At 59.6% G+C, this 20340-nt stretch carries 29 protein-coding genes; all 29 read left to right on the top strand.

The window, feature by feature from the left end; genetic code table 11:
* Positions 1–54 precede the first annotated feature (54 nt).
* The 29 genes from BR83_RS0107565 (at position 55) to BR83_RS0107400 (ending at position 20008) form a co-directional block, all read left to right on the top strand.
* On the top strand, positions 55–552 hold the full coding sequence (locus tag BR83_RS0107565) for a hypothetical protein (RefSeq protein ID WP_027356585.1): 498 nt from the start codon (positions 55–57) through the stop codon (positions 550–552).
* Positions 553–686: 134 nt separating this feature from the next.
* Complete coding sequence (locus BR83_RS0107560) at positions 687–956, top strand: HU family DNA-binding protein (RefSeq protein WP_027356584.1); 270 nt, start codon at positions 687–689, stop codon at positions 954–956.
* A gap of 28 nt (positions 957–984) precedes the next feature.
* Complete coding sequence (locus BR83_RS0107555) at positions 985–1284, top strand: hypothetical protein (protein WP_027356583.1); 300 nt, start codon at positions 985–987, stop codon at positions 1282–1284.
* The gene (locus tag BR83_RS0107550) at positions 1271–2278 is read left to right on the top strand and encodes a ParM/StbA family protein (RefSeq protein ID WP_027356582.1); all 1008 of its coding nucleotides are present in this window, start codon (positions 1271–1273) and stop codon (positions 2276–2278) included. The genes BR83_RS0107555 and BR83_RS0107550 overlap by 14 nt, the downstream gene beginning before the upstream one ends.
* Positions 2279–2662: 384 nt before the next feature.
* Complete coding sequence (locus BR83_RS0107535) at positions 2663–2947, top strand: hypothetical protein (RefSeq protein ID WP_027356581.1); 285 nt, start codon at positions 2663–2665, stop codon at positions 2945–2947.
* 65 nt (positions 2948–3012) lie between these two features.
* Positions 3013–3354: a pilin gene (locus BR83_RS0107530; protein WP_027356580.1), complete on the top strand. Its 342-nt coding sequence runs from the start codon at positions 3013–3015 to the stop codon at positions 3352–3354.
* A 15-nt stretch (positions 3355–3369) separates the two neighbouring features.
* Positions 3370–3642, top strand: coding sequence for a hypothetical protein (locus BR83_RS0107525; protein ID WP_027356579.1), 273 nt, complete (start codon positions 3370–3372; stop codon positions 3640–3642).
* 7 nt (positions 3643–3649) lie between these two features.
* Positions 3650–4000, top strand: a complete 351-nt coding sequence (locus tag BR83_RS0107520; RefSeq protein ID WP_027356578.1) for a hypothetical protein — start codon at positions 3650–3652, stop codon at positions 3998–4000.
* A 210-nt stretch (positions 4001–4210) separates the two neighbouring features.
* Positions 4211–4483, top strand: a complete 273-nt coding sequence (locus tag BR83_RS0107515) for an HU family DNA-binding protein (protein ID WP_027356577.1) — start codon at positions 4211–4213, stop codon at positions 4481–4483.
* Positions 4484–4863: 380 nt separating this feature from the next.
* Entirely contained in the window at positions 4864–5166 is a 303-nt protein-coding gene (locus BR83_RS15320; protein WP_027356576.1) for a ribbon-helix-helix domain-containing protein, read from the top strand.
* On the top strand, positions 5159–5623 hold the full coding sequence (locus tag BR83_RS15315) for a hypothetical protein (RefSeq protein ID WP_027356575.1): 465 nt from the start codon (positions 5159–5161) through the stop codon (positions 5621–5623). Before BR83_RS15320 ends, BR83_RS15315 begins: the two co-directional genes overlap by 8 nt.
* Before the next feature lie 7 nt (positions 5624–5630).
* On the top strand, positions 5631–5861 hold the full coding sequence (locus BR83_RS0107495; RefSeq protein ID WP_027356574.1) for a hypothetical protein: 231 nt from the start codon (positions 5631–5633) through the stop codon (positions 5859–5861).
* Positions 5862–5879: 18 nt separating this feature from the next.
* Complete coding sequence (locus BR83_RS0107490; RefSeq protein ID WP_027356573.1) at positions 5880–7892, top strand: VirD4-like conjugal transfer protein, CD1115 family; 2013 nt, start codon at positions 5880–5882, stop codon at positions 7890–7892.
* A gap of 87 nt (positions 7893–7979) precedes the next feature.
* Positions 7980–8555 (top strand): metal-dependent hydrolase, encoded by a 576-nt coding sequence (locus tag BR83_RS0107485; RefSeq protein ID WP_027356572.1) that lies wholly within the window; start codon positions 7980–7982, stop codon positions 8553–8555.
* 17 nt (positions 8556–8572) lie between these two features.
* Positions 8573–9394, top strand: a complete 822-nt coding sequence (locus BR83_RS0107480) for a 30S ribosomal protein S1 (protein WP_034634723.1) — start codon at positions 8573–8575, stop codon at positions 9392–9394.
* A 122-nt stretch (positions 9395–9516) separates the two neighbouring features.
* Positions 9517–9864, top strand: coding sequence for a TrbC/VirB2 family protein (locus tag BR83_RS0107475; RefSeq protein WP_027356570.1), 348 nt, complete (start codon positions 9517–9519; stop codon positions 9862–9864).
* Positions 9865–9934: 70 nt separating this feature from the next.
* A complete protein-coding gene (locus BR83_RS0107470) occupies positions 9935–10354 on the top strand; it encodes a hypothetical protein (protein WP_027356569.1) in 420 nt (139 codons plus the stop codon).
* 14 nt (positions 10355–10368) lie between these two features.
* Positions 10369–11205 carry a hypothetical protein gene (locus tag BR83_RS0107465; protein WP_027356568.1) on the top strand — a complete coding sequence of 279 codons (837 nt, stop codon included), beginning with the start codon at positions 10369–10371 and terminating at the stop codon, positions 11203–11205.
* A complete protein-coding gene (locus BR83_RS0107460) occupies positions 11183–11683 on the top strand; it encodes a hypothetical protein (RefSeq protein WP_027356567.1) in 501 nt (166 codons plus the stop codon). Before BR83_RS0107465 ends, BR83_RS0107460 begins: the two co-directional genes overlap by 23 nt.
* Before the next feature lie 13 nt (positions 11684–11696).
* Complete coding sequence (locus tag BR83_RS0107455; RefSeq protein WP_027356566.1) at positions 11697–11957, top strand: hypothetical protein; 261 nt, start codon at positions 11697–11699, stop codon at positions 11955–11957.
* Positions 11957–14626, top strand: coding sequence for an AAA family ATPase (locus BR83_RS16380; protein WP_051618015.1), 2670 nt, complete (start codon positions 11957–11959; stop codon positions 14624–14626). Before BR83_RS0107455 ends, BR83_RS16380 begins: the two co-directional genes overlap by 1 nt.
* Before the next feature lie 139 nt (positions 14627–14765).
* Positions 14766–15860, top strand: a complete 1095-nt coding sequence (locus tag BR83_RS0107445) for a hypothetical protein (RefSeq protein WP_027356565.1) — start codon at positions 14766–14768, stop codon at positions 15858–15860.
* Between the two features lie 40 nt (positions 15861–15900).
* Positions 15901–16218 (top strand): hypothetical protein, encoded by a 318-nt coding sequence (locus tag BR83_RS0107440; protein ID WP_027356564.1) that lies wholly within the window; start codon positions 15901–15903, stop codon positions 16216–16218.
* Positions 16219–16439: 221 nt separating this feature from the next.
* Positions 16440–16886: a hypothetical protein gene (locus BR83_RS0107430; protein ID WP_027356563.1), complete on the top strand. Its 447-nt coding sequence runs from the start codon at positions 16440–16442 to the stop codon at positions 16884–16886.
* 107 nt (positions 16887–16993) lie between these two features.
* Complete coding sequence (locus BR83_RS0107425) at positions 16994–17395, top strand: stalk domain-containing protein (RefSeq protein ID WP_157832976.1); 402 nt, start codon at positions 16994–16996, stop codon at positions 17393–17395.
* 85 nt (positions 17396–17480) lie between these two features.
* Positions 17481–17639: a hypothetical protein gene (locus BR83_RS17165; protein WP_157832975.1), complete on the top strand. Its 159-nt coding sequence runs from the start codon at positions 17481–17483 to the stop codon at positions 17637–17639.
* 113 nt (positions 17640–17752) lie between these two features.
* Positions 17753–18688, top strand: coding sequence for a phage antirepressor N-terminal domain-containing protein (locus BR83_RS0107415; protein WP_027356561.1), 936 nt, complete (start codon positions 17753–17755; stop codon positions 18686–18688).
* A 49-nt stretch (positions 18689–18737) separates the two neighbouring features.
* Positions 18738–19715, top strand: a complete 978-nt coding sequence (locus BR83_RS0107410) for a ParB/RepB/Spo0J family partition protein (RefSeq protein ID WP_027356560.1) — start codon at positions 18738–18740, stop codon at positions 19713–19715.
* 83 nt (positions 19716–19798) lie between these two features.
* A complete protein-coding gene (locus BR83_RS0107400) occupies positions 19799–20008 on the top strand; it encodes a hypothetical protein (protein ID WP_456072965.1) in 210 nt (69 codons plus the stop codon).
* The last annotated feature ends 332 nt before the right edge of the window (positions 20009–20340 follow it).

Raw genomic sequence — 20340 nt, 5'->3', positions numbered from 1 at the left:
CGGGGCCTTTTTGTTTTTTGGGAGAGTTTTTCGAGAAGGGGGTGAACCTGAAAAATGAAACGGCTTGGCGTAGCTGTTGCTCTCGTGTTGCTGGTGCTGGCCTTCACGGTCCCGGCGTTTGCCGGTGGGCTGCCGTTTAACCCTTACGTCCTTGAATTTGAACTGGGTAGTCCTGTTGTCACTGCACACACCATAGCGCCGGGGGAAGGACCGGCAACAGTCACCATGCCCGCCCCGGCGATTTGTGTTAACGGCAGGATAATGGTACCGGTTGAGGCCCTGGCGGACCTGGTGGGCGCCGATGTTTATGCGGAAGGGTTGTCCTGGTCGGCAAGCGTGCTGAACGGCTTCGTCCGGCTGACCGGAGAGGCTGGAAAACCCATAAAGCTCTACCTGTTTTACCGTAAGCTGTTGCCCGACGTTGTGCCGGGCGCGGTGACGGTGGAGCGCGGCGGGCACCTGTACGTGCCGGTGAGGATACTCGAAATCCTGGGCGGTTTTGATTTCGTCGTAGATGAACCGCCCTGCAAGGTTACGGCCATACGGATGTAGACGGTGCGGCGAACGGCATAGCGCAACAGGATACTCCCGGTCATTCTGACCGGGGCTTTCTTTAAAGAAGTCATATTTCAGTCAGTAAGGTGACTGTGAAAAGCGAAATTTTAAAAAAAAGGAGGTGCTGGTGAATGGTACGGAAACCAGCTGTAAACACCAGGGAGGCAGTGGCTTCTATAGCCCGGCGCATGGGCTGCTACGCCAAGGACGCGCGGGAACTCCTGTTGGAGCATTTTCCTGCTGTCCTGGTGGAGGCGGTATCCCAGGGCAAAAAAGTCCACCTGGCGGGCCTGGGGACGTTTTACCCCCGCAGGGGCAGGAAGGGCCTGCGGGTGGCCTTCAGGCCCGCCAGGGGCCTCATACGGGCCGTGCGGGAGAAAAACGGTGAGAGTGAGAGTTAATCCCCAAAAAACTTAAAGGAGTGATATTATGCACAAAAAAAATTTTGACCTTGACGGAAACTTTGCGGAGTACGCAGAGCTGTTAGAGCGCATGGTTTCGGACATTACCGGTTTGCTGGCGGAAAAGTACCCGGAGTTTGCGCTTTTGGCGGAGGCCGCGGCCAACGCTGCCCGCCTGGCGGGCCAGGCTGCGGTGTTCTCCGTGCTGGAGAAACATCAGGTGCCGGGTATGGAAGAGTTTGCTAGGGAATTTAAGCCGTTAATGTTGGAACTTATCCGGGGGCACTGCGCTATGCTGCAGGGTGGTGGCGAGTATGTTAGGAATTGACATCGGTTACGGTTTTGCCAAAGCTGTTTCCGCCGAAGGTAAGCGGGCCTGCTTCCCTTCACTGGCCGCCCCTGCGGGCCACGACCAGGCTCTGGACCTGGGCTTCGGCGGCCCCGCCCCCGGCCATAGGGTAACGGTACGCAGGCTCAACGGCCAGGCGCAGGAGTACCTGATCGGGGAAGCGGCTCAGGAAAGTTTTTTAGCGTCCGGCTTCCTGGGTGCCGAGAAGCCCGCCGAACTTCATGACTTATTACTCCTGACTGCGGCCTACCTGGTTGGGGCCGGAACCACGGGGTTCCCGCCAGTACAGGTGGACCTGGCCGTGGGTCTGCCGCTGGCCTTCTATCGGGCGCAGAAGGATGTACTCAAAACGAGACTGGAGGCCCTGGCAGCTCATGTTTCCGTAGACGGCGGGGGAGAGCGGTACATCAGTTTCAGGCGGGTGCTGGTGGTCCCCCAGGGGGCCGGGGTTGTGTTCGTCCAGGGCCTCCCGAAGGGCCGGGGCTTCGCCGGAGTGATAGATATAGGCCAGTACACCACCGACTTTCTCCTGGTGGACCTGCGCACCGGCAGGCCGGTGGTGGAGGCTTCCGGTTCCGTTGAGGCGGGCTGCCATTTAGTGGCCCAGCGGGTGTCCCAGGCGTACCTGGCTAAGACCGGCAGGCCCCTGCCGCCCCGTATGGAGCGGAGAATGCTGGAGGACCTGGCCGAGACGGGCAGGACAGTTTTCCGTGGCGGGGAGCTGGACTTATCGCGGGAGTATGGGGAGGCGGTAGAGGACGTTGCGGAGGCGGTGGCCCGGCAGGTGCTTTCAGCATGGCGGGACTTTACGGACTCCGTGGCAGTGACCTACCTGGCTGGGGGCGGTGCCCTGCTCCTGGGTGAGCGCCTGGCGCGGGCCTTTCCGAACCCGGTGCTGGTGGAGGACCCGGTTTTCGCCAACGCCCTGGGTTATTTGCGGATGCTGTCCGGGGGAAAAGGAAAGGGGGATTGAAATGGCCGATAAGCGGGTGCAAAAAAAGAAAAGGGACCACAAACCGCCGAAGCCGTTCGTTGCCAGTATCGCCGAGCGCCTGTACACCCGTGGGTCCTGTTTTCCCGCACTCAACCGCCCTGTTAGCACCGGAAGAAGGAGAAGGGATTAACCTTTCTCCTTCTTTTGCCGGATGGTATAGATGGGATGAAACGCCGAAAACATGGGACATATACGGCTCTGGCTGTACGTGTTTTTACCGGTAAAGGAAACACGCGGGACCATCAATACCGCGCTGTCCCTGAAGTTTGCCGGTAAAATTAAAGAGTAATGCGCCCGGTAAAGCCGTATACAGCGGGCGTTTTAGGTGATTTGAGGTTACCGGTAAAAGGGGTGTAAGCGGACATGGCGGAGAAGCGGAAACGACTGGAGATATGGCTCCCGACAGACCACCCCATCTGGAAGCTCCCGGAAGGCCAGCGGGCGAAGGTGGCCAGGGCCGTGCTGGAGGCGGCATTTGGTCGTAAGGCCGCAGGGCAGGTGTTTGTCGCCCTGGACGCCCGCCTGGCCGCCATAGAGGCCCGCCTGGCACGGCTGGAAGAATCAGTACACACCGGGGCAACCAATACCGGGCAGCAGAAAGAAGCCACCATACCCAACCCGGACGATTTTTTATCGGCCTTTGAGTAGGAATAAAACTATTGATAGGTCTGTGTTATATTAAAAACCAAACATAGGGAGTGGTGAGGGTGAGTATGAGGAAGATGATAGGGGTATTAGCAAGTATTGCCCTGTCCCTGCTCATTCCTGCCGCAGCGTGGGCCGCCGGGGACGTGGACATAGGGACGGGGATAACCCAGGTGGACAAAGCGGCGCTGGCGGCCCGGATCCTCAAAATCGGGGAAGCCGTAGGCGGTACGGCAGGGGCGATAGCAGTGCTGGCGCTGGTATTCCTGGGCCTGAAAATGGCCACTGCCGCAAATGAATCAGTGCGTGCCGGGGCGAAAGAGCAGTTTATCTGGGTGCTGATCGGCCTGGGCGTAATCGGTCTGGCGGTGACGGTCGTGGGGTTTATCGCCTGGGTGGTGAAGCAGTGACCGGGAGGTGGTGGCTTGAAGCCCGAGAAGCGCGAAATCGTCTTAGCCTCCGTACTGGGCCTGCTTGCCGGGCCGTGCTACATACTGGCCGGACCGGAGCGGTTCCTGACCTGGTACGCCGTGGTCCTGGGCGGCGGCATATTCTCTACGGCACACTGGCTGCGCGACTTGAAGCCGTCCCGGTCGGCCTGGTTCGTTTGGCTGGCCTGGCCGGTGGTGATGATGGCGGGGGCAGCGGTGAGCCTCTTAGTTTGTGGTATCGGACAAAAATTCCTGGAAAGGTGGTGAATTGGGAATGTATTTCGACATGGGGCTGTTTGATTCTATCCAACAGATGGTGTTTCAATTTCAGAAAATTGCCATTGGTTTGCCCGTCCTGCTTATTTTCGCTGCCCTGGCCTGGATGATTCTGTGGGCGCTGTTAACTCCGGTATTCGGGAGGTTTGCCGGTATGGTGGCGAATGTGTGCATGTGGGTATTTGCCGCCATGCTACTCACCAACCCCACCCTGGGCTGGGCAGCGTTAGATTACTCTTACGCCGTGGCGTCGCAGTTTATCGGGACGGGCGGCCTGCCGGATATTCCTGACTTTACCGGGATGGTGAATGACGCTGTAAATCAGATTCGCGGCGCTTTTCCGTTTTGAAGCCGGCCGTACAGCCGGTTTTTGTTTATCAGGAAGGGGTGGCTGATATGCGTTGTCCCAACTGTGGCGAAGAGATGGTGCTTATACCCGTCTCCGTGCGGGCTGGAAACTATATATGCCCGAAATGCGGTCATAAAGAGTATGTTTGTGACTAGTTTTGTACCATTGAGAAACTAGCGGCATTACCTGGGAAAGGAGGTGAAAACAGCCGTGACCAAGACCGATTTAATCCGTGCCGTAGCCGAAAAGGCTGTCATGACCCAGAAGGACGCGGCCCGCGCGGTGGACGCCCTGCTGGAAGCGGTACAGGAAGCCGTGGCCAGGGGTGAGGAAGTCCGTATCCCGGGCTTTGGGGCCTTCGTGGTGAAGGAGCGCGGGGAGCGGCAGGGCAGAGACATTCGCACCGGGGAAACTATCACTATCCCACCCCGGAAGGTGGTGGCTTTCCGCGCCGGGAAGGAACTGCGGGAAGCGGTGAACTAACCAGTATACCGGCAGCCCATTCCAGGTTGCCGGTTTTCTTTTTTTTATACGGACCCCCCGCCTCCCTGCGTCGGCGTCCACCAACCACGTAAAACCCCAAGGTAGTGTCCTGCCGGTGCCCGGGGCTCACGCGCCCGGCGGCCCAACGTTTTATCGTCATATTGCGATATACCGGTTGTCTGACGCTTACCAGGCCGCCCAGTCCCGGCCGCCGGTCCTGTCGGACACGTCCGGCAGTGTGGGCTGACGTGCCGGGGCGCCTGGTGCAGGCGTGCCCGGGGAGGCGGGAAGCCCGGTCTACCTTGGGGTTGTATGTGGGGGCGGCCCGGCAGGGCCGGGGGGTGCGGTGAAAAGAAAACAGAAAAGGCAGGTGGGAGCAGGTGAAAAGAACGGGCAGGACCGTCCGGGTGACCTTCCGGGTGCCGGAGAAGCTGGCCCGGTGGGCGCAGGAGAAGGCGAAAGACGAAGGCCGGACGGTGACGGATATTTTGGTGGAAGCACTCAGCCTTTACCGGGAGCTGGGGGCTGGCCCGGGGGCCGACCTGGCGGAAGTGAAGCTGTACGCCCGGGCGGCGGCTGTGATAGCGGCGCAGGTGGCGTGCGGCAGGAAGGCGGACCTGGACCCGGACCGGCTGCTGCAGGCGGTGGTGGACCGGCTGAAGGGCGGTGGGGGGAGTGCCTAGCTTTCAGGAGAGCCGGGAGTGGCGGGTGGTGGTGTTCCCGCTGTACCGGGTGGAAGAGATACTCCGGCTCCTGCGGAGAATCAGCCCGCTGTTCAACGACGAGCGCGACCGGATGACGCCGGGTGAATGGTGGGTGAAGGAAACCTATTACGCGGGGAAAAACATGCCGAAGGTGGTTGTGGTAGTGTTCCAGGTGCCGGTGTCTGACCCGGTGGGCCTGGTCAACCGGGCGGGGTTTTTGTTGGAGAGAAATCATGATATGGTACTCGACTGGGCGGGTGGTCTCCCGCCGCAGCGCGGGGAAAGGTGGAAAACGTACCTGGTGGTAAAAACCAAGGGGTACTCCGTGCAGACGGGCAGGAGCCGGGTATTCCGGGTGACGAGGCGGGACATCCAGGACCTGCAACTCCTGCTGCCGTCCGGGCCGAGAGAGAGGACAAGAGAAAGGGGGAGGTGACGCGGCAGTGCGCGAGCGAATCCTGAAAATTTTCGTCGGCGGCGCGGAAGAAGTGGAGCGCCGGGCAAACGAGTTCCTGGCGGAGGAAGCGGTGGCCCTGTCCGACCGGGTGTTTGTGAGCCACTGGGGTACCGACCCGGTGTCCCTGCTGGTGATGGTGGAGCGCGACCCGGCGGACCCGGGAGTGGAGGCGCACTACCGGGAAGTGGTGGAAGCCATTCGCCGGGGAGCCAACTGAGGACAGGAGGGATGGACTATGAACAAGGTGAAAATTGCAACCTTCGCAGTCATAGGGCTTGCAGGGCTGGCCCTGGTCGCGGCGCTCCCGGTTGGTGTACTGGTGGTGGCGGCGGCTTTCGGGGCGTACCGGTACACCCGCCGTGCGGCTGCCGCCCTGTTCCCCCTGGCCCTGGGGGTGGGGGTGGCGCTGGCGTTCTGGAGCGCGGGCGATTTGATAAACACTTTAAGGCATTTAGGAGGAACGAAGCCCGCCGTGCCCCTGGACATAGCTGGCTGGATGACTATGGACCGGTTGGACCCGGCCAACCGGGCGGCCAGAATCGGGCTGGTCCTGGGCGCACTGGGCGGGGCGGTGCTGGCCCTGGCCCGCGGGCGGGGTGGAGAATTGCACGATGAGCGACATGTGCACGGCCTGCGGGTGGCCGAAAACGCGGCCAAGGGCACCAGGCGGTGGGCGGGTGACCGGGACATAGCCCACATCTGCGAGTTCGGCCCGCCCAGGATGGGGGACAAGTTCGGCGGCGGCATAGTCCTGGGCAGGTTGAAGGGCCGGATTGTGAGGGCGCAGCCCAGTTTAAAAGGGAAACCGCCCCTGCCGGGGCATGTGATGGTGGCCGCCGGGACGGGTGCCGGGAAGACGTACAGTTTTGTCATCCCGAACGCGATAGCGGCCGCCTGCGCGGGAGAAAGCATAGTGGTGACCGACCCTAAGGGGGAGCTGACGTGCCTGCTGGCCCCGTGGCTGAAATCGCAGGGCTATGACGTGTACGTATTTAATCTCCAGTATTCCGAATGGGGCGACCGGTGGAACCCGATTTTAGAGGCCAGGGACGACGAGGAAGTGACGGCCTTCGCCACTGCGATTGTTCACAACGCGGCGAAAGACAGCAGCGGGTACTTTGTGATGAAGGAGATTCAGCTCCTGAAGGCCCTGGTCTACCTGCTCCGGGCCGACTTCCCGCCGGAACAGGCGCATTTAAGGAGTGTGCTCTCCCTGCTGGCGTGGCCGGTGGAGGCGCTGGACGAAAGGTTCCAGGAGGCTTACCGGGCCGGGCGGCTGCCCAGGGAGGGGCTGGAAGAATGGCGCGGTGCGGTGTCATCGAACGTCGACAACGCGATTTCCGGCCTGACGGCCAAACTGGGCGTGGTCCGGGCGGAGCCGGTGGCGAAGCTCCTGAGCGGTACACCGGGGGACATGATTGACATGAGCGCCCTGGGCCGGAAGAGGGCGGCGTTGTTCTGCGTGTTACCGGTGAACAGCGGCCACCTGAAGCCGGTGCTGGCGACGTTCTACTACTTCTTCTTCCGGCGTTTATACCAGCTTGCCGCAGAAAATGGGGGTAGTCTGCCCAACCCGACCAGATTTTTGCTGGACGAGTTCGCCAACATCGGTCAGGTGCCCGGCTTCACGGAGATCATCTCTACCGCCCGGTCTCTGGGGATATATGTGCAGTTCATTCTACAGAGCGTAAGGCAGTTGGCGGACGTGTACGGGGCAAACGAGCTGGAAGTCATCACGGGCAACTGCCCGGTGAGGCTGTTCCTGGGAGGCGACGACGCCACCACCACACGGTACTTCTCCCAGCAGCTGGGGGAAGCGGCGGTCTACAGCGTCAGCGAATCGAAAGACGTGACCATGCCCTGGGACCGGCTGGACGTTGCGAAGCGCCGGGAGACGGTGGTCCGCCGAGCCCTGATGGAGCCTCAAGAACTGGCGGGGATGGACTCCATGGCGGCGGTGTGCCTGATGCGCTGGTGCTATCCGCTGTACCTGCAAAAGCTCGGTTGGGAAGAGCTGCCGCAGGCGAAGGAGATAAAGGAGCTGGCAGTTTCTACACTGGCGGACGTGGCCCCGAAGAAGGACTTTAAATTAGAGCTGCCGGAGATGCCGGAGATAGAAGAGGCACCGAAGCCGGACAGGGACAGGAGGCGCGGGGGCGAGAAGAAAGGGAGCAGGGCTGATACTGCTGGCACCGGCGGCGACGAGGACAGGGACTGGCTCGACGACCTGTTTGGCCCGGCCCAGTGAAGGGTCGGGCATTTTTTTAAAAAAGAGGTGCTTTCAGTCAGCTAGCTGACTGGTTACTGGAATTTTTAAAAAAGGGGTGATTTATACGTGACCGGTTCGACGCACTTCGCGGCCGGGGCCGCCCTGGGCGCGGCGGTGGGCGCTTTAACCGGACAGCCAGCTGCCGGGGCCGTGGTGGGCGGGATAGCGGGCCTGCTGGCCGACATAGACCACCCCGGCTCGAAACTGGGCCGGAAAATCCGCCCGCTGGCGGTCGTGCTGGAAGAAAGATGGGGCCACCGGGACAGCCCCACCCACACGGTGATGTTCTGCCTGCCCGCTGGCCTGTTTTTGGGCCTGCTGGCGGGCCTTTTCCTGGGCGTCCCGCTGCTGATGCTCTCCGGCGTCCTGGGGGCGGTGTCGCATTTAGTCCTGGACGCCATGACGAAATCCGGGGTGAGGCCGTTCCGGGTGTGGCTGCCGAAACTTCCCCTGCCTGACTTCCTGCCGGGACGGGTGAAGGGGAAGCTGGAGCGGTGGAACACCTGGGCCGCTGAGGTGGAGGGACGAACTGGGAAACGACACTACAGAGGGGAGGTGGTGACCGGGCAGGATTATCGTGAGCATATCGTTGCGGCGGTAAGCTGGATGGTTGTGGCGCTGATGATAACTATTAGCAAGTGAAAGGGGAGTGAGGTATTGTGTTTATTCCGAAACCTGAAGGTTATGAAGTCGTGGCCGACCGCTGGGAGTACCTTTATTTCGCCAAGGAGCGCGGCGTCCCGGTGGAAGCCGTGGTGGAGAAGGTGACCTGGCCGGAGAACCTGGACACGGCAGTTTGGGAGCTGGACCTGGGGGATGGTATTAAGGGCGTGGTGCCCGCCTCTGAGACCGGCCTGGCGGATGCTTCCCTGATGCCCAGGTTTGTGGGGCAGAAGGTGCTGGTCAAAATCAGGGGTCTGGATAAGGAGAACGGCGTGGCGGCCTGCTCCCGGAGGGAGGCCATCGCGGACGCCCAGGAGAGGCTGTTCCAGGCGCTGAAGCCCGACATGGTTATCGACGCCGTGGTGAAGGCCGTCCTGCCGCCGGACCCGGCGAACAATAAGCCCGCATCCCTGGTGGTGGACGCGGGCGGGGGCGTTCTGGCGGAGGTGCCCAGGAAGCTGGCCACCAGGAGCAGGGCGCACCGGCTGAATGAGCTGTTCCGCCCCGGCCAGGCGGTGAAGGCGAAGGTGGTCCACGTGGACCCGCAGACCGGGACGCTGAAGCTGTCCCTGGTGGACGCTGGACCCGACCCGTGGGAGGGCCTGGTCTACAAGCGCGGGGACGTGGTGGCCGGTGCCGTGGTGGGGCAGGCTGAGAAAATGGTGTTCCTGGAGATCAAGCCCGGCGTGGTAGGCATAGCTCCCCCGCCCCTGAGAGGCGTGCTCCGTCGGGGGGACAGGGTGGCGGCTGTGGTCACCGCCTTCGACAGGGAGAAGAAAAAGCTGCACCTGCGGCTGCGGGGCGGCAGGCTGGCGTAGATAACGTCCGGCTGAAAAGGCCGGACTTTTTCTTTTATAGGGGCCAGCTTTTCCGGCGGGAAGGAGGGGTGTAATCAAGCCGGGCGGCTCTGGAAAAGTTTTCGGAAGGAGGTGAAAAGGCAATGCAAAAAGCAATGGCCGTCGCAATTCTCGCACTCATGGTCCTCGCCCTGGTTGCGGCTCCTGCTCTCGCCACGGAAACCGATTCCGCCGCGCAGCAGACCGCGCCCCCGGTGGTGACCACTGCGCCGCAGCAGACCACGACCAGCTTCCTGCAGGGCCTGCAGGAGCGGCTGACCGCGATAGGCAGCGCCCTGGTGGTCGTGATGCTGATAGTGGCGGGCATAGTTTTCATGGTTGCCCGGGAACAGGGCAAAAAGTTGCTCGTCGCAGTGGCGGTAGGTGCCCTGATAATCCTGGGCGGCTGGCAGTTGGTCGTGATGTTGATCAGGGACCTGTTGGGACGGTAAACTTTCGCCTGTTCGGGCCGGGTTTCTCCCCGGCCCAGCAGGACCATAAAAAAAGGAGGGTGGGCTGGAAGTGAAAACTGAAACAAAGAACAAAGCGGTGCAGGGACAGCGGCGGGAGCAGGCAGAAGCGCCGGGACCGCCGAAGAAGGGGCTGGGCGGGCTGGTCGGCCTGGGGGCGGCACTCCTGCTGGCCCTGGTCCTTATTTTCGGCGCGATACAGGGGCAGTCAGCCCCGGTCCTGAAGTCCAGCATACAGGCGTCAGGGGGTAGACTAATCGTCACAGTGACGGACGCCAGCGGCACCAGGACGTACCAGGCCCCCTGCGTCTTTTACTGCCGCAACGGTACGGTTACCATCAGCACGCCGGACCCCGGACCCGTGAGCTACCGGGGAGAGATCTCCATCGGCAGGCACCGGGTTAGCGGTACGGTCACGCCGGAGAAACCCGTGACGTACCGCACCGACGACCGGGGCGACCTGATACAGTAAAGGAGGGAACGTCATTGGAAGCTGTACGAAAATTTATCCAGGAAACAGTAGACAGGATAAAAACACTCTGGCAGAAGTCCCCCCACCTGGTTTTCGTCGGGGGGATAGGACTGTTCGCCCTGCTGGTGATAGTGATTACCCTTATCAGCAGGGTACACCCGAACCCGCCGGTCAGTCAACCGGTCAGCCAGCCGGTGCGCCAGGAGCAGGCCGCGCAGCGGGAGGAACGACCGCAACAACAACCACAACAGCAGCCGCAACCACAACAACAACCGCAGCAGGCACAACAGCAACAGACACAACAGCAGCAGGAACAGCAGCAGTCCGGCGGTCAGGCCGTGGTGAGCTGGCAGGGTATTTACCCGCAGGTTGCCGGTCCGGTGGAACTGGTCCTGTTTAACGGGACGTCCCTGGCCGGTACGGACTATTCCAAACCCGGCCTGCTGATACGGCCCGGCAAGAACAGCGGGAGCGACTATTCCGCGTCAATCGTCTTCCCCCTGGGCGGGCGGTATAAGTCCGTCAGCTTCACCCTGGCGCAGCCGAACAACATGGGCAACCTGAACGGGTACGCCTACGGGACGGCCCTGGAGATCAGCGTGGACAGGGAAAATGCCCTGAGCCGGGACATCGCAAAGGACAACCTGGTGTCCCGCGACGAGTCGGTGACCATCGACCTGACCGGTAAAAGCCAGATGGTGGTCAAGCTGGCTACTCACGGGAAGAAGGTTGAAAAAGACGGCTACACCAGCACTACGGACCAGTACGGGCCGTTCATGCCGGTGGTTTTAGCCGACCTGAACTTTACCCTGAAAGGAGATGGCAAAAATGAAACTCAGGCTGCAAAGTAAAACCGTCCTGGCGGTCGCCGTCCTGGTGGCCGCCATCCTAACAGTTTTTACAGTACACGCTGCAATGAAAACCGCTTCTACGGCTTCAAAGGCGGCGACCGGCGCGGTGAAGGGTGCGGTCCAGCAAATTCAGCAGGTTCAGCAGAATAGTACTACCGGCAAGCAAACCTATGTCCTGACTTATTCCGGCGGCGACTTCCCCCTGCTGGTAGATGTGACGCATTCCGACCGCACTTCCCCGCCGGAACACGCTAAACTCAACCCGGGGGAATCGTTCACGTTCACCGCGGGGCCGGACGACATGCTCACGGTGAAAAGGGACATCAATAACCCATACCAGCCCGTGGGACAACAGTGGACGTGTCAGTACATCATCCGTGAGCAGCCGGATGATGGCAGTTTCTATCACGGTGTCATAAGTAATTTTAACCCAGTGAAAGAATGCGTCATGTCCGAACTGGTTTTTAGTATCCCGTAAAGGAGTGGTGGGCATGTTTGGTTTCGGCGCACTGCTGGAGCTGATGATGCGGGCGTTCATGTTCCTCTACATCCAGGCGTGGCCCCTGGGAGCCGGTCTGATAGCGTGGTCCCTGGTCTCCGGGGCCACACGCAACGGCTTCCTTGCGTTTCTGGTCGGCGTAACGGTATTTTCCGCAGCCGTCACGTACCGGTTTTTCAGCCGCTACCCCTCGGCCTGGCCTACGTGGAAGCGGCACTTCAGGATTCTGATCACGAGGAAGGTGAGTGAGTAATGAACAGGAACCCCCAGTACGCCCAACCCGACTGGCTGGACACCAGCGCCTACTACGTCCTGCGGGCGGCGGACTTTGCGTGCCGCCACTGGCCGGTGTCCTTTTCGGCCCTGGTGGGGCTGCTTCTCGTGGCCCTCTTGCAAACCGGGCTGGCGGGCGCGGCGGCAGTGCTCATGGTGGGGGCCGGTGCGCTTTACGAGTACCGGTTCCTCCCGCCCGTCCCGGAGGACGCGCTCTCCCAACCCCAGCCGGAAGGCGTCCCGCAGGGCCAGCCGCTGGCCGGTGGGAACCGGCTGCCTGCAGGTGTGGAATACTTCCCGAAGAAACAGCCCGACCCTGCGGCGTTTGACCGCATAATCGGCCTGGAGAAGGCTAAGGAGGCCACCAGGGACGCGCTCACTGCCGCCCTGGACCCGGCGCAGCGGGAGAAATTCCAGCGGTACGGGATCAGGCCCCCGAAGGGATTGCTCCTGTACGGCCCTCCCGGTACCGGCAAGACCAGCTTCGCGCGGGCGGCGGCGGAGATGTTCGGCACGGCGTTCTACGTGGTGAACGCCAGCAGTATCATTTCCGGCTACGTGGGCGGCACGGAAGAGAATATCCGGAACTTGTTCGCCCACGCGAAGGCCAACCAGCCCAGCGTCATCTTCTTCGATGAATTTGATGCGATAGGGCAGAAGCGCACCGGGCATTCAATCAACAGCCCGTCCGACCTGGCTATAAATACCCTTTTAGCCTGCCTGGACGGTTTCTCCGGCAGTGACGGGGTGTTCGTCATTGCGGCCACAAACAGGCCGGACACCTTAGATGAAGCGTTGACCCGCCCTGGCCGCTTCGACCTGAAGGTGGAGATCGGCAACCCGGACGAGAAGGCCAGGCTGAAGCTGTTCGAGCTGTACCTGCAGGGTAGGCCCAACAGCCTGAGCAGGGACGACCTGAAGTACCTGGCCCGCGTCACGGACGGCATATCCCCCGCCGGGATACGGGCGGCAGTTGACCGGGCGGCCCTGTTCGCGGCGAAGGAAAATGCCGAAATCACCCGACAGCACGTGCTGGACGCCTTGAAGGACGTCACCGGCAGGGGCGCGCAGGTGAACGCCCGCCCGGTAGAAGAAGTGCTGGCCGAGCTGGACGCCATGCCGGGGCTGGCAGGGGTGAAGCAGCAGGTGCGGAGGCTTATGGCTTTAGCCGAGGCGCAGGTGAAGAGAAGGGAGCAGGGTTTACCGCCCCTGAAACAAAGCCTGCACATGGCCTTTACTGGCAACCCCGGCACGGGCAAGACCACCGTTGCGAAGCTCATCGGGGAGCTTTTCGCCGGTCTGGGCCTGCTGAACAGCGGTCACCTGGTCACGGCCAGCAAGTCTGACCTGGTGGCCGGTTACGTGGGGCAGACCAGCGGGGCGGCACGGAAAGTCATCGAGAAGGCCCTGGACGGCGTGCTGTTCATCGACGAAGCGTATGAACTGGCCGACCGGGGTTTCGGCAGTGAGGCAATCACGGAGCTGATCCAGGCTATGGAGAACCACCGGGACCGCCTGGTGGTCATCGTGGCCGGGTATTCGGACGTGGTGGAAAAGCTCAATAAGGTGAACGAAGGCTTCAAGTCCAGAATCGGCCAAATAATCGCCTTTGACGACTACAGGGCCGACGAGCTGGCCCAAATTGCCGCGCTGGTGGCGAAAGGCCAGGGGTTTGCCCTGGCCGACGACACGCAGACCGCACTCCTGGCCCACTTCCGGCAGGTGGAGGGGCAGATCGGGAAACTCGGGAACGGGCGCTACGCCCGGAACGTGGTGGAGAAGGCCATATCAGCGGCCATTGAGCGTGACCCTGCTGCCGCTGTAATTACCGATACCGATGTTGCTGCCGCTGTTGGTCAGACGATTCAAAAGGCCCGCTCCTTGGACGAGATATGGGCCGAGATCAACTCCCTGGTGGGCCTCTCCAGCGTGAAATCCTTCCTCCGCGAAGTGGAAGCCGTGGCGAAGGCCAATGTCGCCCGCCGGGAGAAGGGCCTGCCGCCCCTGAAGCAGTCCATGCACATGTGCTTTTTAGGAAACCCCGGCACGGGCAAGACCACCGTTGCCCGCCTGGTAGGAGAACTGCTGGCGGCCCTGGGCGCTTTGCCTTCGGGTCATTTGGTGGAAGTTGACCGCTCCGGCCTGGTGGCGGGCTACGTGGGCCAGACGGCGCAGAAGGTGCGGGAAGTGCTGGACAGGGCTATGGGCGGAGTGCTGTTTATCGACGAAGCCTACTCCCTGGCCCGTGGCGGCCCGCAGGACTTCGGGGCCGAAGCACTGGACGCCATCATAAAGGCTATGGAGGACCACAGGGACAAACTGGTGGTGATCCTGGCCGGTTACACCAGGGAAATGCAGGACCTGTTCACCCTGAACAGCGGCCTTGAAAGCCGGATAGCGTTCACTTGCGAGTTTCCCGACTATACGCCTGAAGAACTGGTGGAAATTGCCCGGCTGGAGGCCAGGAAGCAGGGCTTCCGGTTTGGTGACAGCGCGGAACCCGTCCTGCTGGAGGTGTTCAGGCAGGTGGACATCGGGACCGCCGGGAACGGGCGCTACGCCCGGAAGCTGGTGGAGCAGGCGGTGCGGAAGGCAGTGCTGGCTGGCAGGGCGGACACGCTGGAACCGGAGGACTTCGCGCAGAACTGACATCGGTCAAATTGTCCGAAGTGCGCCCGGCTGAAAAGGCCGGGCTTTTCTTTTTTATAGGGGCGGTAATCAGGCTGGGAAGGGAGGGTGCGAGACGGGCCGCCGCCCCCGAAATCAATCCAAAGAAGGGGGTTTTTAAATGCGCAAAAACAAAGCATCATCACTGTTGTTATTATTTATCACGGCGCTGCTGGTGGTTATGCCGCTGGCAGCATGGGCGGACGACGAAATACAAATGCAAAGTACGGTTTTTTACAAGGGAGGTATCCTGTACGCTTACGACTTTTGGGGCAGTGATCGCGTAACCATTCACATCCCGGAGGGGGTGAAGGTTTACGGGCAGATGGTTAAATCAGACTTAGAAACGGCACGATTTACACCGATTGTAAACCCAGGTAGTTATAACCTTAAAGGTGGCGATAAGAAATACAGTTTCGGTCTGATGGCAGTCACGCTTTTCGGAAACAGTGATGTTGTCGCCGACATCGGCGGTAGAAAAGAAGTGATACACGTCGATAGCGCCGTTTCAGGAAAGCCGGTTATAAAATTTCCTGATTTCAAAATAAGATACACTTTGCCGTACAGTCTGTCGGCTACGGGAAATATCGTGCTGAATAAAAAAGCGACAGAACAACTTCAGGATGACTATTACCGGTACCGCGACGTTTGGGGATACCAGGCTGCCGACGGCGGCCTGATGGACGGCACAATGCATCTGTCCTATCAAATGCCTGAAGTTACTTCCGGCACTGTCCGTGGTCCTTCCTTCGGCTTCCCCTTCTGCCCGGCTTCCGCGCAAGCCTGGTTGGACAAGGTTAAAACTGCCGAACCGGAGCCGAAGCCGCAACCTGAACCGTCTCCGCCGCCCGGACACGGCGGGAAGGCTGCTGTCGTGATAACCGGCGTAGCGCTGGCAGGCGCGGCCTTCCTAACCCGGAAGAAATGGCTGCTGTTGTTGCCTCCACTCCGGGCGGTGTACGTGTCCCTGTCCCTGGCTGAAGCCGGGCCGGGCGTGGTGAACGTCACTTACGAGCCGAAACGGGGGCCAGAACAAGTAACGGCGCAACTTCGAACGGGCACTAGCACACTGGCTGAAGTGACCCTGGCGAAAGGCGAGACCGGGCTGGTTGAACTCCCGACGGGGTTTGCCGGGACGGTCACGGCGCATGTTCGGAAGTACCGGAACCTTTCCAAAAACAAGTCTATTGTTGTTGATTCCGCAGGCCCGGCATAACCCTGTCGGGCCTGAAAACCCGGGTAAAGGAGAGATGGGTATGGACGTAAAAGCACAGGAAATTAAAACGAACCGGACGGCTGCGGAAGGCGGACCCACCCGCGCAAAACCAGCCGTGGACATGCGGGACGTGGCCGCCGGTCTGAAACGGGTGTGCAGGGCGCTCTGGCGTACCTACGCGCTTATCTGGTGGACGGTGGAGAGCCTGCTCTGGGCGGCGGGTATCCTCTGTTTCGTGACCGTAACCGTTTTGGCCGCCAATTACCTTACCGGCGGGCAAATACCCGTACTTCACGAGGCTGCCGGGTACATCACGGCGGGGTGGGATTATGTGTCCAGGCTGGTCGCGGGCAGGTGACTTTTTACAGGGTGTTTTGTGCAGCTTTTATAGAGAGTTGCACACACCCCTGTAAAATTTGTGTGCACCTACCTTGATGTATTTGTACACAACTACCTTGAAACCCGGCTGGAAAAGCTGCCCGGCCGGTTTCTTTTTTATAAGGGCAAATCGGGCAGCAAAGGGGGTGCAACAGGAAAGCCGTGCCCCAAAATTAAATTTAAAGGGAGTGAACTGTTCCCATGAAAAAGCGTTTACCCGTTGTAATCTTACTTGTCGTGATCCTGGCGGGGTTGGCCGGGATAGCGGCTTCGGCCTGCACCAAAAAACCTGAATACGTTATTACCGGGTCCGCCCGTTCCGGGCACGCGATAACGGTGTCCGAAAGGCTGGCCGGAGGCACTGTCCGCACGTTCACACTAGCACCCGGCCAGACCTTGACCATCAACCGTATTCCCGGCGGTAATGCGAGAATTAGCGTAGACAGCAACGGGCAAGTCGTCAAAGTGAGGGCCACGCCGTTCGCCTACGTTGGGGACGGCAGCCCGTGCATACTGGTACAAAAGGGCGTGGTGGAGTCTATCAGCTTTTCAAAGCCGCAGAACTGCTTTTCCGCTGTCACGTCGTCCCCCTCGGGCGGGTTTACAATTACCAACACAGGGATTGCCGGTACCGCTTACCTAGACTAGTAAACTGGCTTGACGCTGTTTCTCAGGGGCTGATGTAACTCGGTCCAGTAGTGGACCGGGTTTTTCTTTTTTTATGGGAAGAGTTAAAAGAAGGAGGTGAATGCACCATGCGCGGCAAAGCTGTTTTCGCGCTACTGCTGGCCTTAACCGTCCTGGCGGTTGCTGCCGTCCCCGCCTTCGCCTACGAAGGCCCCGCGCCGTACACCACAACCGGGGGCGTTTTCATGGTGCCCCTCCGGTGGATGGCTGAGGCCAACGGCGCGGATCTGGTGGTGGACGCCGCCGGTGCCGTGGTGGTGACTGCCCGGAAGGTGGAACCGCCCGTGCTGGACGAGTTTTACCTGCCGGTCAAGCCGGGCAGGACGCTGGAGCGGGTGACTGTTTTCCGGGCCGGCCAGGCCAAAGCGTGGGTGAGGGGCGTCGAAATCCCCATGCCTGCGCCCGCTGAGATCAGGGACGGCAGGCTCTTCGTACCGGTGCAGTTCGCGCTCCTGGCCACGCGGATATAGCAGTGAGGCCCGTACGGAAATTGCTCCGTGCGGGCCTTCTCTTTTTTAAGAAGCAAATCTACAGAAATCGAAAGGAGTGGTTTTTGTGAACCCTGCTGTTATTCTGGAAAGCCGGACGCTGCGCGACGAGCTTACGGCAAAAACCTGTGTGCTGGAAAAGGTGAAATTCCTGTGGCTGTTGCCGGACAACCAGCACGCTACCACGGAGGTAAGAACTTTTCGGTCTGTTAGATTTTGCATCTGACAAGTTGCCAGTGGCAAATATTGGGAGTAAAGGCAGGGGTTTTCTCTTGTTTCCCTGCCGGGCCGGACAGGCGGCCCTGGAAAACCAAAATCTAATCTAAGGAGGAATTGGAAATGAGTGAAACCAGAGATGTAAAAGTTCTTACAGTACAGAAAGTCCGCTTCTACGACGATGAATTAGTAGCAGCCGTCGTAGAGGAAAACAAGAGGCAGGAAATTTATGTAGCAGTTACTCCTATTTGCGAGAAGTTGGGTGTGAAAAGTCAAAACCAAAGAATTAAAATTCAAACCAACCCTGTGTACAAGAACAAATATTTAAGTACCCTTATCAGTACGGAAAATAATGGTAATTACAGAAGAGAAGTTTTTATGTTGCATATCGACATGCTTCCTTTCTGGCTTGCCGGGATCAGCCCGTCAAAGGTTAAACCAGAAGCGGTAGAGCCATTGATCAGATACCAGACCGAAGCCGCCCGCGTCCTGCGCGACTACTTCCTCGGTCCCGGCTACGCCATCAACCCCGCCCGCGTTGACCTGGCACGGCTGGAAGCGGAAACGGAAAGGCTTAAAATTGAGCGCATAAAGGCACAGATCGAGCTTGAACAAGTCCAGGCTGAGCGGGAAAAGAATATGCGGCTTTTGGCCTTCGTCGAAAAATATCCCCTACCCGCCGACTTCCAGAAGGCCGTCATCTCCCGCCTGGCCGGGCTGGAAGTCCAGCCGACGGTCAAATACTACGCCACGGAAGAGCTGGCCGGTAAATTCACCTTCGAGTTCGGGACCAGGATTACCGGTATGAGGCTGGCGATGCTGGCGAAGGCCCACGGTGTCAGGCCGAACAGGGAAGCCGGGGAGATGGAGAACGAGTTTGCTGTAGTCAGTATAACCCCCGCCGTGAACAAAAAGACCGGCAGGGTTATCGAAGGTAAGGTTGTGGAGCAGATCCTGTATAAAGAGGCCGCCGTACCCGTTTTGCGTTCCCTGGTGCGGCAGTGGCTGGAGGCCCAGCCGGTAAAACCCAGGAAGAAACCCAGAAAAGCTGAGGCTTAAAGGAATTTCTCTCCGGGCGTCGAACCTTCCCGGAAAAGGAGGGCTGCCGATGGAGAAAAAAGTTGATGAGCTGAGACCGCACCCACTGAACGGAGAATTTTTTCCAGGGAAACCGGATAACTGGCACGTTATATTAAACGACATAAAAGAACGCGGCATTCAGAACCCGATAATCCTGGCCAGCGATGGAAAAACCATACTGGCCGGGCACCTGCGATGGGAGGCCGCGAAAGAAATTGGCCTGGAAGAAGTGCCCGTTGAAATCCGGGATATAGCGCCGGACAGTAACGACGCCTTGTCATTCATGGTTATGGACAACATTGCCAGAAGGCATTTATCGCCCCTCGAAATTAGCAGTGCCGTGCGGAAATTGAAAGAGCACCTGGGAATCCGTCAGGGGGCACGCCTGGATCTGGCGAAAACTCCGGTCAATTTGTCCGAAGTTGCCGAAAGTTTTGGCCTTTCGCTCCGGCAGCTCAACAGGTATGACAGTTTAAACAACCTGGTGCCTAAACTGAGGGAAAGGGTTGAAAACGGGGAACTTCCTGCGATGGCGGCTGCCGAACTGTCCCGGCTGGCCCCGGAAATACAGCAGGAAGTAGCGGCCAGGAATGACGTCCTGCAGGGGATAACTGTTGCCGGAGCGAGAGAGTTGAGAAGGAAGCTGGAAAAGGAGTCGCGCCCCCTGGTTAAAGCGATGCAGGGGGCGGAGAAGATGGAAAAGGCGCTGGAAAAAGCCGAAGGCGAGAAAGCCGAGGAAATCCGGCGGCTGCTTGAAGAGGCCCGGGCCGAGTATGAAAACAGGAAACGTATGGTGCCGGAAGTAGTCAGTAATGCGGTAAAGGTCCTGGAAGAAGCGCCGTTCAGGGAGCGTCCACCGGCAAAAAGCGCGGCGGAACTAACCGTGGCGCTGTGCAGGAGGCTGGCCGACTGCTTGGTGAAGCTGGGGCATGAAGACGTGGAGAAAACGCCGGAGCTGGCAGAAGCGCTGAGAAAAGTGAAGGTACTGGTAAATGAGCTCGTGTAAATGCTTTTTGTCTGGTTGCCAGTGACCCTGGTCCTGTACCGGGGTTTTATTTTTTTTGGGAAACAGAATCAGGCGGGAAGGAGATGATGGCAGTGGTCAACCTTAAACCCGGCTCCAGGGTGGCCGTTTCCTATAGGGACAGCAATGCGGGCCTGTACCCGAAAACCTTTACCGGCGTGGTGGAGAAGGTATACCCGAAATTTGCCGTCGTCCGAACCACCGGCGGCTACAGGACGACCGTCCACGTGACGGACTACGGCCTGGTCAGGAAGGCGGGTGGTGCTGAATTGTAGATTTTCAAATTGATTCGGGAAAAATCTTCAAATTAAATTGGAGCAACCAACTGGTGGAACAAAGGAAATTCTCATTTTAAACCGGTAATCATAAAAATAATTTTTAAATTCCGCTGGCATTTCCATCGAAAACCCAAAAAAGAAAAACCGGCTACCCGAAAGAGGCAGCCGGTGGTAATACCGCTCAAAACCGGTTAAACGGATATTTTTTCTTAAGGGCCAGAATTTCCGCCCGTGCTTCCAGCAACTTTTCTCTGAACACGGCAGCAAACCAGGCCGGCCGGTTTCTGGTCGGCGGATACGTTCTGGCTTTATCGGCCACCTTGCAGATA

This window comes from Desulfofundulus thermocisternus DSM 10259 (genome assembly GCF_000686645.1).
Classification (GTDB): Bacteria; Bacillota; Desulfotomaculia; order Desulfotomaculales; family Desulfovirgulaceae; genus Desulfofundulus; species Desulfofundulus australicus.
The sequence above is the reverse complement of the archived record's forward strand: the minus strand, read 5'-3'. Positions and strand labels throughout refer to the sequence as shown.